This is a genomic window from Bordetella ansorpii, assembly GCF_900078315.1.
Taxonomy (GTDB): Bacteria; Pseudomonadota; Gammaproteobacteria; order Burkholderiales; family Burkholderiaceae_B; genus Bordetella; species Bordetella ansorpii.
This window is the reverse complement of record NZ_FKBS01000014.1, coordinates 1,023,151-1,036,068: the sequence shown is the minus strand read 5'-3', so window position 1 is coordinate 1,036,068 and position 12,918 is coordinate 1,023,151. Positions and strand designations below refer to the sequence as shown.

Below are 12,918 nucleotides of genomic sequence, written 5' to 3'. Positions count from 1 at the left end.
CCGAAAGTCGGATTCATGTCCAAATTCCGGGGTCAGTTCACCCCCCCGGCGGCATTGTCCCGAGCGCGTCCGAAACCTCCTCCGCTCAGAACACCTGCCGCAGCACCACGAACAACCCGAACGCCAGCGCGATCGAGGCCGGCAGCGTCAGCACCCACGCCAGCAGCATGTTGCGCACGGTGCCCCATTGCAGGCCCGAGCCGTTGGCGGCCATCGTGCCCGCCACGCCCGACGACAGCACATGCGTGGTCGACACCGGCAAGCCCATGAAGTCGGCCGCGCCGATGGTGCCCATCGCCACCAGCTCGGCGGACGCCCCCTGCCCGTACGTCAGGTGCGTCTTGCCGATCTTCTCGCCCACGGTGACCACGATGCGCTTCCAGCCCACCATCGTGCCCAGGCCCAGCGCCAGGGCTACCGCCACCTTCACCCACAGGGGAATGAACTTGGTCGCGTTGTCGACCGCGTCGTGATAGCGCTCGATGACCGCCATGTCGGCGTCCGACACGTCCAGCTGATGCTTCTTGTCGATCAGCTTCAGCGTCTCGCCGATCATGTAGATATCGTTGCGCGTGTTGCTGACCGCGGCCCGTGGCAGCGTGTCGGCCGAGTACGGAGACACGCGCTCGCGCGTCTCCTTGATGAAGGCGACCAGCGCGGGCGTGGTCTGGTCGGACCACTCGCGCGTCTTGACCGTGTTGCTGATGGCCGCGCGCGCGTCGGGCACGGGAATGCCCGGCTTGGCGTACTTGGCCAGCACGGTCTCGACCTGCACGGCGGTTTCCTTGTAGTGCTCCAGCGCGTTGGCGCCGGGCGTGCGGTTCAAGGCAAACGCCGTGGGCACCACGCCGATCAGGATCAGCATAATCAGGCCCATGCCTTTCTGGCCATCGTTGGAACCGTGCGCGAAACTGACGCCCGTGCACGTGAAGATGAGCAGGCCGCGGATCCACCGGGGCGGAGGATTTGCGCCCGGCGCTTCGTACAGCGCCCGGTTGCGCACCAGCGACTTCATCGCCAGCAGCAGCAACGCGGCCAGGCCGAAGCCCACCACGGGCGACACCAGCAGCGACAGGCCCACGCTGCTGGCCTGCGACCAGTCGACGCCGCTGGTGGCGCTGCCGGCGGGCGCCATGAACTGGTTGGCCAGGCCCACGCCGATGATCGAGCCCACCAGCGTGTGCGAGCTGGACGACGGCAGGCCGAAATACCAGGTGCCCAGATTCCACACGATGGCGGCCATGAGCAGCGCGAACACCATCGCCATGCCCGCGCCCGATCCGACCTGCAGGATCAGCTCGACGGGCAAGAGCGAGATGATGCCGAAGGCCACCGCGCCGCTGGACGTCAGCACGCCCAGGAAGTTGAAGAAGCCCGACCACAGCACGGCGACCTGCGCGGGCATGGAGCGCGTGTAGATGACGGTGGCCACGGCGTTGGCCGTGTCATGGAAACCGTTGACGAACTCGAAGCCCAGCGCGATCAGCAGGGCCAGGCCCAGCAGGATCCAGGGCACGGCCTGCGAAGCGTTCTCCAGGTCCTGGGACAGCGCGTAACCCACATACGTCAGGCCCAGCACCACCACCAGCATGAATACCGAGGTGAACAGCTTGTCGTTGCCGCGCTTGTCCAGCGGATGCGGCGCAGCCCCTGCGGGAGCGGTCTGTTCGTAAGTCGTGTCGGCCATGAACCTCGTCCTCATCGAATGTCGAGTGCGGGATAAGGTAGGCAGCGGCGATGACAGTCGGGTTTCAAGCGGGCATGGGGCAACCATTGCGCCGCAAACCTTACCAACGCTTACCGGCGGCGTTCCGCTGGACGGCAACGAGCACTGACGAAAGACTGAATCAGGTTCTTATCGGCAGGCATTGCGGCGCCGCGCAGGACGCCGCAGTGCCTGCCATGATGCCCAGCGCTCAGGGCATCAGGTTCGCGCGTTCCCGAGCCGTCAGTTGCCCCTTTGCCGCATCGGACGGTTGCCCCACGGCCAGGACACGCACCGTGCTGCTGCTGTCATAGCTGACGCGTTCGTTGCCGGATGGCACGGGCTTCGGCACGGGCTCGTTGCCGAAACCCAGCACCTGCACGCTGATGATGGACGGCAGCGCCTTCTGCGCCGCTGCACGTGAACGCGCCACGGCATCCTGCGCCGAGGTCGCGGCGCTGGTGGCGGCCGCGCTGGCGTTGCTCAGCGCGCCCACGTTCACCGCCGCCACCACCGGGATGCCCTTCGATTCGCCCTGCACCTGGATATTGGCCGCGTTCACCACGTGCAAGGCCGCGATGTTGATGTTGCCCGACACGCGGATGCCTGCTTCGCCGGCGTCGATGGTGCCCAACGGTGCGATCAGGTCCACATCGCCCGGCGGAATCTCCGAGATCGGGTTCAGCGTGGCGATGCCCGCGCCGGTGCTGGGCACGGTGGGGCTCAGCGCCACGTTGCCGACGGCATCGTAGACGCGCTTGGGCGGCGTGTAGACCACGGTGGTCTTGGCACCTCGGCCCGCGTTGATGTCGCCCTCGGCCGACCAGGCCAGCACATGTCCGCCAAAGGTCGTCATGATGCGGCTCTGGCCCAGCAGGATGCTGGACTGCGCGTACATCTGGATGTCGCCGCGCCCTTGCGTGACGATGCCGGCGGTGGATGGCGGCGCGACGCCTTCCAGGCCGATCACCTGACGTCCGCCCGGCGTCATCACCTGGATGGCGCCGCCGAAGTCGGTGTGCAGGCCGGCGCCGCCGTACATGGTGAAGTCGCCGTTGTAGGCCAAGGCCTGGCCCTGCGCATCCGCCTGCGGGAAGAACGCGCTGATCGCACGCCGGCCGCGCAGATAGCTGCCCAAGCGCGGGCCGGTCTCGTCGTTGTACTCGCGGCCCCCCTCGCGCAGTTCGGCGAAGTACAGTTGGCGGGCATAGACCTCGCGTTGCAGCGGCGCCAGAGCGTCCAGCGCGGCGCGCGCACCGTCCTCGTCGCCTTGATAGCCGTGCGCGCTGCGCAGCCAGTTCACCAGGTACAGCTGGCTTTCCTCGCGGTAGTCCTGCGCCAGGTCGCGGCGCGGGCCGCTGGTATCGGCGTCGCGCAGCGCCTGGCGGCGCGCCAGCTCGGCGGGCGCGTCTTCCTCGGTGCCGTTGTAGCCGTACTCCGTGCGCAGCCAATCTGCCAGCGTCAGTTCGCCGCCGTAGGTCTGCACGACGCGATCGGGCTGGGTGTCCAGGCCGTTGCCGGGGCCGGTGGCCATCGCATTGGCCGCATCCAGGTAGCGCGACAGGAAGCCCGCGTAGTCAGGACCTGCCGCGCCCACGCCCGCCAGCACGGCGATGCTGGCGCCGGGGCGCGCATCGCCGCGGATCAACGGGCCGCGACTGCGCACGCTGGCCACGTCGTCCTGGCGCACCTGGCGGGCCGCCTGCAGCAGCAGCGTACCGGGGCCGGCCACCGTCAGGTCGGCATAGACCACGTCGCGGCCGGCCTGCACGCGCGAGACGTCGGTGCTGTTGTTGTGCAGCATGACGGCATGCAGGTCCAGGATGTCGCGGCCTGCCCGCACATCCAGCGGCAGTGCCGCTTCGTACCAGCTGTCCAGCGCGCGCGGCTGGCCGTAGTAAAGACTGCCCTTCACCGACAGGACGTTGCCTGTCGTCAAGCCCACCACGTCGCCTTCGACGGCATAGAAACGCGCGGGCATCGCGTCATCGGCATACAGCGAGGTCTCCTGCGGCGAGTTCGGGCCGAACACGAACAGCGGCTTGCCGTAGGCGGCGGCACCCACGCCCTCGGGCGACAGATTGCCCAGAGGCCGGGACGTCTGCGTCTCGCCCGGCGCGCTGAATGCCGGGCGCCATGGGGAGGGCAACGCGGCGTCGGCCCCCGACAGGGACATGCGATGCGCCCCCGGCCCAGCGAGAATCGAGCCGGTCGCCAGCATATCCAGCCGCCCCGCCTGGGCCTCGAACGAATCCGTCGGCCGGTCCGCGGTCTGGAACTGCGTACCCGATGGCGCGGGCGCCAGCATCAGGCTGTCATAGTTGGCCACGTTCAGGGAAGCGAGCATGATGTCGCCCCCCGCCGCGACGGCGCGCAGTTGCGAGGGATAAACGTAATACACCTGGGAGCCCGGCGCGCTCTCTTCGTTGACGTCCGAGGTCCGGAAGGCGTTATTGGCCGTCATCGGCGTCAGGTTGCCGCCGGCGGAGAACAGGTTGACCGAGGTGGACGGTGTCCACAGCGAGAACCAGCCCTCGCCGCCGCCGATCACCGGATCGGCCTGTCCAACCAGCCGGTACGGACTGGTGTTGGGCTGCCGCACGCGGCCGGCATCGCCGGCGGCGCCCAGCACCAGATCGCCTCGGGTGTCCAGCCAGGCGGTCGCGTCACCCAGGATCAGGCGCGGACCGCCAAAAGACAGCCCGCCCCCCACCGCGAACGGATCGGTGGCGCGCACGCCCCCGCCGTCGCCGTACTTCAACGAGATGGCGCCGATGTTGCCGGCAGATACGGCCAGCGTGCCGCGCAGATTGGTCAGCACGCCGTTCAGGTCGAGATCGTCCAGCGCGCCGCCCAGGTCATAGTGATTGCTCGTCGGGCTGCCGCTGCCATCGCTCTGCTGGGTGGCGCGCGCATTGGGATTCAACGCGCCGCCCACGCGCACGTTCAGGTCGCCGCCTCCGGTCAGCACCAGCTCGCCGTCCAGCACGCGGCCGGTGCTGCCCACCGCCGCCACCAGACCTTGCGAGCGCGGCGAAGTTGCGCTTCGGCTTGCGAGCGAATCGCCGCGCGCATCGACCACGCCAGCATGGCGACCCGCCGAGATGTCCAGATTGCCGCCGCCCAGGGTGCCGAAGCCCGTGAAGCCGTACATTCGGGTGCCGCCGCCGTCGGTCGTCACTTTCGACAAACCGCCCTCATAGGGACGGGTGTTGGCGTATGCGCCGAAATTGATCCACCAGCTTGCGGCGATATCCTCGATGCCGGACGACCCTTGATTGCCCTGGCGCCACAGCCAGTTGCCCACCTGCGCGCTGGCCTCCTGCGAGAAATACGGCTGCGACTCGGCCAGCGAGGCCGCATTGGCGCGGGAGCCCCAATTGTCGCCATACACATCGCGGCCAGCGGCGATGGTCAGGTTGCCGCCGTGATCGGGATACCAGGCCTGGTACGCAGCCATCGCGGCATCGTAGCGGCCGTCGCGCTGCACCATTCCCAGCACACCGTTCCCGTCCTTCTGCCCGCGCGGCAAATTGAATCGGGCATCCGCGGCGCCCAGCGAGGTCACCGCGCCCGCCGTGTAGACGCCGTATGCCGAGACCATGCCCACATCGCGGCCGGCCAACAGCGACAAGTCGCCCGTGCCGGTGCGCAATACGCTGAACAGGGGCAGTCGGGAAGCGTAGCTGTGGGTGTAGGTCTCTTGTTCAGTGCCGCCTTCGACGAGGCAGTAGCCCGGGTCCCAGTCGCACATCGACGACAACGTCGCGTCGCCGAAGAAATCCTTCCAGGACGCACCCCAGTTTGCCTGCAACCATGTGTCGATTTCGGTCTGCGTCATACCGGCCAGGGCAGCATCGCCGAATATCCCCACTGCGCCTGCTTCGGTCACTTTCGGCGGCGAGGGCGTGGCAACGCAATAACTGGGGCCCCAATCACACATGGACGCCAACGTCGCGTCGCCGAAGAAATCCTTCCAGGACGCACCCCAGTTCTCCTGCAACCACGTGTCAATTTCTTCTTGCGTCATGCCGGCCAAGGCAGCATCGCCGAAAATTCCCAGCGCGCCTGCTTCGGTCACCGCCATGGGTCCGCCGCCCACCAGCTCTATCGTGCGCTGGCCGAACGCAATCTGCCCGAAGTGCGCATCGGCCAGAACGATGTCCCCTTCGCCCAACACATTGCGCGCGCGCATGTCGGCCGAGCCCAGATCCGCGCCCGCCACCAGCATCATGCTCCACGACGTGGCGCCCTCGCCCAGCATGGGGGCCAGCGCCCAGTTGCGGCCCTGCCGGCCGTCCGGTCCGGCAGGCCGCAGCGACACGGGCGCGTCGCCCACCAGCTCCACCGTGGTGTTCGACGGGATGCGCGCGCCGCGCGCCAGGGTCAGGCGTTCGGCGAGCACCAGGTTCGCCGCGAGCTTCGCGCCCTTGGGCCAGGTGAAGGCCTTGAACGCCGCCTGGCTGCGCAGGCGGAAGCCCGCGCCCAGGCGCGCATCCGCGGTCAGGTTCAGCGTGTCCTTCAGCACCGAACCGGCCGCGTACAGCGTGCCGTCCGCCGTGATGACGTCGCCCGTCAGCACCAGGCCCGCGGGCAATGACAGGTTGCCGTTCAGCGTCATCGTCGTCGGCAATTCGGTGCCGGCCGGCAAGGTCGCCGCCTGCACCTTCACGTCATAGTTCAGCGTGCTGCCCGCCGGGAATATCGTGCCCGTTTCGAGCTGCACGCCATCGATCGGGATGACCAGTTCCTGCCCGAACGGCGTCTGGCCGGAGGTGCTGCTGTAGCGGCCCTCGACCAGTTGCCAGCCTTTGTCGTCGGGCGACTCGGGCGCCAGCCCGAAGCCATCGTTGATGCTGCCGTAGATGTTCAGGTTGCCGCCCGCGCGCAGCACCAACACGCCCGGCGTTCCATAGCCGCGCCGCGTCGGATCGGCCTGCGGGCCGTAGCGGTAGTTCGACAGGTCCAGGTCGCCCACGACCGTGAGATCGCCATCGGCGGTGGCGCTGGCGATTTCCACGCCGGGGCGCAACTGCGCGCCCAGGCGGGCCAGCGTTGCGCCCAGCGCCGTGTTGGCCCCTGCCGCGGCCATGAAGTCCAGGTTCTCCTTGTGGATGCCCCGGGTCTCGTCGCCGAAGTAATCCTGCGAGATCAGTTGCGGCGTCTTGCCCGTGACGTCGGGCTGGGCAGCCAGCGGCGCATCGGTGTAGCGGCGGAACGCGTTCACCGACACCGCCTTGGCGCCCAGGATGACGGGCGTGCCCGCCACGTCCAGCGCCACGCCGTCGGCGCCGTCGCCCGAGCCCGCCAGCGCGCCGCGCGCGTCGTCGCCGCCCGTACGGCGCACGTTCAGGTCCAGCGTGCCGCGCGCCTGGCCGTCGTGGTACTGCGGCACCTCGGTGCCCGCGCGCAGGTCGAAGCTCGCGCCCTGCCCCAGCACCAGCGTGCCCTGGCGCGAGGTCAACTCGATGATGGCGCGGTTCGGGGCATCTATGATCTTGCCGTAGCTGTCGCGGCGCAGGTACTGGCCGTGCGTATCGAGCAGGCCGTTCACGCGTAAGTCGCCCTGCGCGGCCAGACGGATGCTGCCGACCTGCGCGCCACTGGCGTCGATGCGGCCATTCACCGTCAGGCTGCCGCCGTCGACTACGATCTCGACGTGGCGGGCGCGCACCTCGTCGCCCACGGTCAGGTCGCCCTGCTTGATCTGGAAGCGCCGCGCGCCGAACACGCCGCCCTCATTCAGGCGCGCATTCAGGCCCGAGAAATCGGCCAGCGTCTGCGCGCGCAGCGCCACCTCGGCGGTCTCATAGGGAACATACGTACCGCCCGCGTTGTACACGCCGCTGGCGGTGCCGACGATGCCGCCGGCGAGATCAACGCGGCCGGCGGATTCGCCCAGCGCCGTGGCCTGCAGCGTGCCCGCACGGTTGTAGCGCGCCGACAGGTCGACGCGCGAGCCTGCGGCCTGCGCGATGTTGCCAGCCTCGCTCTTCATCACCAGGTCGCCCCCCCAGCTGTAGCGCCGGGCGTCGTACAGCGCGATCTCGCGACCCGCCAGGTCGATCTGTGCGCCGTCGGCAAGCGTGATGTCTCCCTCGGCTTCCAGCGCCAGGCGGCCCGAGGGCAGCACCACCGCCGTGTCCAGCAAGATGCGCTGGCCCGCCAGGTTCACGGTCGCGCCCAGCGCATCGCGTGCCTCGTGCGCGGCGCCCGTGCCCCGCGCCTGCAATGTGCCGCCCGCGTGCAGAGTCAGCACTGAGCCGGCCTCGCCGGTCAGCATGGGCGTGCGCACCGTCAGGTCGCCGCCCTGGTACGTCCAGCCCGTGCCCGCCTCATAGCGGTCGGGGCGATGATAGAACTCCAGCTTGCCGGTCTTGTTGCCGGTGACCATGCGGTCGGCATTCAGGTTCAACGCCGAGAAGCCCAACACCAGCCGCTGCGCGGGCGCCAGCGAGGTGGCCGTGCTGTATGGCGCGGCGTCGAAGCGGATCACGTCCGCTGCAATGTTCAACGTGCCGTCGCCCAGGCGATCCAGCACGGCGCCGCCCGGCGCGGCCGGGGTGCCGTAGCCTGGCGCGAGACTGGCGCGATCGGCCGCCAGCGAACCCGCCCAGACGAACTCGTTGGCGGCTATCGTGGCCACGTCGGCCGCGGCGCCGTAGCCGTAGATGGCCGGCGCGCCCAGCACCAGCCGCTGCAGCGACGAGGCGCCGCCCGTGCCGCGCGTGTCCAGTGTCACCGACCCGAAGACGTTGACGGCATCGCCGGCCGACAGGATCAGGCTTTCCAGCGCGGGCGCGCCCAGCGCGGTATTGCCACGCAACAGGCTGTTCAGCAGGTCCTGGCTCAGGGCCATGCCGGGAGGCAGATGACCGGCGGCCTGCGCCGCGGCCAGGGATTGCGCCGACCCCAGGTTGATCGACGCCACGCTCATCAGCAGGTTGCGCGTGCCGTATTCCGCGGCCTCGCCGATGGCCAGCACGCCATTGGTGGCCGCGGCGATGGTGCCTTCGGAGACGATGCGCGCCACGCCTGCGCAGTCCGCCGTCCAGCAGGCGCCCAGGTCGATGCGCGTGGCGTTCTCGTAGGTGGGCGGCACGATGTTGACGTTGCCGTTGGACACCACCAGCGTCCCTACCCCATCGCTGCGCAGGTAGTAGCCGCTGCGCGTGTCCATCCGCACGGGCCCCTGGCCCAGCGTGGTCAGCGTGGCGCCCGGCTCGACGACGATACGGCCGTGAGCGGTGCCGCTCAGGATGAGTTCGGGGGCGGACAGGATCGCGCCCGAACGCACCACCAGATTGGCGCTGCCACCAGCCACGAGCTGCGCGGCCGATCCGTCATAGTTCCGCATGCTGCCGCCCAGCACCAGCCGCGAAGGCTTCAAGGCGTTCAGCGCGTCGGCGAATACCGAGACCGCCTGGGCGCCCAGCACCGGCGCCTGGCCCGGAGCCAGGATTTCCAGGCCCAGGTTGACGGGATTGACGACCAGCGTGCCGCCGAACCCGTCGCTGCCCGCCGCGGGCGCGAAGCGCGCTTCGCCTTGCATGTCCAGCGCGAGCTTGCCGCCCATGCCGGCGCCCTTGAGCAGGCGCAGTTCGAGCAGGCTGGCGTCGATGGGCAGCATGGCACGCGGAATGCCGCGCCGCGCCGCGTCGGCCACCAGGTAATCGGCGTAAGACGTTTCGTTGTACTGCGAATGGCGCCGAACCACGTCGGCGGGCGTGACCAGCAAGGCATTGCTCAGCGCATTGCGCTGCCCCGTGTTGGCCGTGCCCAGTTGGCCCTGCGTGGCCCACGAACCACTGCGCGTGCGCACCGCCGAGGACGTCGGCGCCGCGTCCGCACCGATTTCCACCCGGAACGCGCCCGGCAGCAGCGCATAGGTAGACGGCAGCAGCGTATACGTGCCTGCCGGCAGGCCGGGCAGGCCGCGCTCGATCGTCACCTGGCGGCCCAGGGTGGGCAGGCCCGCGCCGGCATCCGCCAGCAGCGGCGCGTATGAACCGCCGAACGACGGCACGATGGCATACACGCCGTTGCCCGAGGCCTTGAAGCCCGTGGCGGGATTGCTGTCCGCCATGGCGTGCCTGAGCACGTCGACCGAGCCGCCCCGGCCGTTGACGAAGCCCGCACCACGGATGTCTCCGCCGCCCGACAGGTCCAGGATGGCTCCCGCGGCCACGGTGATGTCGTCGGCCTGGATCTGCAGCGCGCGGCTTTCGAGATCGGACGCGCCAGCGCCGCCGGCCGGCACCGGCTGGATCTTGGCGCCGTTGTACAGGTAGTTGATACCGTCGACGGTGCCCCCATACGGCATGACCAATCCCGCGCCGCTGACCGAGGTGACGCTGCCGGGCAGGAAGGTCACCGACGAGGCGTCAAACTGACCACTGCCGATGCTGATCGCGCCCAATGGCGCCCGAACGACGGTGCCCTGTTCGATGCGGGGCGCGACCAGGCGCATCGACGCGAACACGGAGAACGGCATGTCGGGCACCGCGCCGTCGGGGCTGCGCAGCGCCAGCACCGCATCCGGATTATTGAGGGAGACGCCCAGCGCCCCGCCGTAATAGCCCGCCTGCAGGCCCGCATTCACCGCACCGATGGCCGGGTAGATCTGGGCGGCCGTCACGGTCAAGTTCTGCGGCCCCATCAAGGCCGAGCCGCCCGCGCCGGTCGAAATTTCGGTAGGCAGCAAGCGTACGTCGCCGCGGCTGTAGATCGATATGTCGTGGTAAGGCATGAAGGCATGGATGCCGCGCACGTCGATCAGGTCGGCCTGCGCCTCGAAGCGGTGCCCGAGTTTCCAGACCTCGTTACTCCCCGGCTCGCCGCCCATGCTCGGCGTGACATAGAAATCGCCGTTCTGCGCCTCGGCCTCTGGCCTGTCGAGCCGGATGTAGGGCGCCCGCAGCGTCACCGAGCGCGCAACGTCCGCACCGGTCAGCGGGCTAATGCCGGTCAGGCGCAGGCTTTCCGAGACCTGCAGGACGACGTCGCCCTCAGCGATCATGTGGTTGCGCACGGCCAGATTGCCGAAACCGCCGGCCTCGATCCTATCCACGCCGATGCGGCCGAACCCATAGACCAGCGTGTCGTCCTGTTCGCCTGCGCGCAAATCAGCGCGCAGCACGCTGTCGCCTTGCTGCTGCGCCAGCCTCAGCAGGCGCGCCTGCAGCACGCCGGCATCGGGGTTGACGTTGCGCACGTAGTACGAGTCGCCCATCGACAGCCCCAGCGTGCCGCCCGCCGCCCCCGCGCCGCCTGCGGCCGCGCGCAGCGCGCCATCCAGGTACAGGCTGTTGGCCGAGGACAGCACGATGCTGCCGCCGTTGGAGGCCACGGCGGTCTCGCCGCGGCCCGGCAGGTCCAGCACGGCCTGCGCGCCCGAGGCATCCAGCAGCGCGCCCGGGCGAATGATCAGGTGCAGGTCCATGGGACGGTCGGTCAGGTAGTCGCCCGTCTCCCAGCTGAGCGTGCCGCCGATGTCGATCTTGCCGCCATCGAGCACCTGGCCGTAGCGTCTGCCCTGGATGTCAACCGCGACATAAGCGCGGCCCGCCACGTCCAGCACCGCCTGCTCGCCGATCCACACCGAACGGGCGTTTGCGATGGGATCGAACGCCGCGCCTTCCGGATGAATATCGTTGATGTAGAGACTTCCACCGGGGGCTTCCAGCCGGCCCTCGACGGTGATCTGTCCGCCGCCCACCACACTGATGGACTGGCCCGGATCGACGGCCACACGAGCGCCGCGGCCGATCTCGATGGCCCCGCCTACAGTGCTGCGCGCAGAACGCAGCGCCAGCGATGCGCCCTGGCGCTGCGTCAGTACGCCTCGCTTGGGGTCTTCATCGTGCAAGGGCGGCAGCCACAGCGACAGCGCATCCGCCGCATGGCCGTCCGACGGCAGGCCGGCCATGGAACCGGCCGTCAGGCGATACACCGGCATCGCGGGCGCGATCTCGGCGCCCTCGGCGACCGTCACGCCGCCATGGCCATTGATCGCATAGTTGGCGAAGCCCTGCTGAAACAGTGTGGCATCCAGCCACAACGCGTTCTCGCCCGCCGCCTCGTGCGCGCCACCCAGCACGATGCGCCCACCGTTCTCGACCGACAGCGTGCCGCCGCCGGTCACGCCAAAGCCTTGCACCTGGCCCTCGAACACCAGTTGCCCGCCACTGGACGCAGGGGTCAGGTAGCTGAGCACGTCGGCGGCCAGCGTGACGCTGCCGCCGCGCCCGCCTTGCAGCTTGCCTTCAGGCGACAGCACGGCGCCCGACGACACGTCTATCACGCTGCCTTCGGCCACGTTCACGTTGCCGGTGCCGCGCAGCGACACGCTGCCGCCATTGCGATACACGCCCGCCGCCTGGGCCCGCGCGGCATCCATGCCGTTGCTCCACAGGCCGCTGGCGTCCAGCCGCACGCCTTCGGCCACGTTCACGTGCGCCATCTCGCGAGGGGCCGGCACCAGCGCCACGTCCTGCATGCGCCCATCGTTGAACTGGTTCAGCACGTTGCCGGCCTGGATGCTGCCGCCACGGCTGACCACGTCGGCGCGGATATCGATCTGCGGCGCATACAGCGTGATGCCGCCGCCGTGGGCCGTGCTCAACGTCGCGTCGATGGCGATGCTCTTGCTGGCCGCGATGCGGATCGAACCCAGTTGCGCGTCGTCCAGCAGCGCCGTATCGAGGTGCAGCACGCCCTTGCGGTCATCGGGCAGCGCCGCCTGCAGGTCCAGCGACTGCGCCAGCGCCGCGACATCGCGATCCACCACGACGGTGCCGATGTTCTGGCTGGTGGCGCTCAACACCGGCAGCATCAGCCGGCTGCGGGTGTCGTACATATAGCGCCAGTCGCCCACGATCAGTTGCCCGCGGCGCGACTGGGCGCGGTGCGACTGCCCGTAGCCCTCGGCCTCGGGCAGCGGCGCTTCCGTCTGCCGCGTGCCCTGGAACGTCTCGCCCACCAACCGGCCTTCCAGCACCGCGCTGGCCGTGGACACCACCAGCGTGCCTGCGTCGCGGCCCACCGTATAGCCCGGCTCGAAACGCGAGGTCGGCGCGATCAGCGGGTTGTAGTAATAGCGCGTGGCATCCTCGCCCCAGCGCGCCGACGCGGCCTCGTAGCCGCGATAGACGCCCTTGTACAGCAGGTCGCCCGGCGCGCGGTCCACGCTGTACAGCCGGCCGTCCTCGCCA

2 protein-coding genes are annotated in these 12,918 nt (G+C 69.4%); both read right to left on the bottom strand.

All coding sequences use genetic code 11. The features are described from left to right. Positions 1-85: 85 nt before the first annotated feature. Positions 86-1,687, bottom strand: a complete 1,602-nt coding sequence (locus A7W11_RS12300) for an inorganic phosphate transporter (RefSeq protein ID WP_066412464.1) — start codon at positions 1,685-1,687, stop codon at positions 86-88. A 229-nt stretch (positions 1,688-1,916) separates the two neighbouring features. Next, positions 1,917-12,893, bottom strand: coding sequence for a filamentous haemagglutinin family protein (locus tag A7W11_RS12295; protein WP_218188602.1), 10,977 nt, complete (start codon positions 12,891-12,893; stop codon positions 1,917-1,919). Positions 12,894-12,918 lie beyond the last annotated feature (25 nt).

Bases quoted from the DNA above. Each gene is read 5' to 3' on its own strand.
- A7W11_RS12300 (WP_066412464.1), bottom strand. From the start codon at position 1,687: ATGGCCGACACGACTTACGAACAGACCGCTCCCGCAGGGGCTGCGCCG.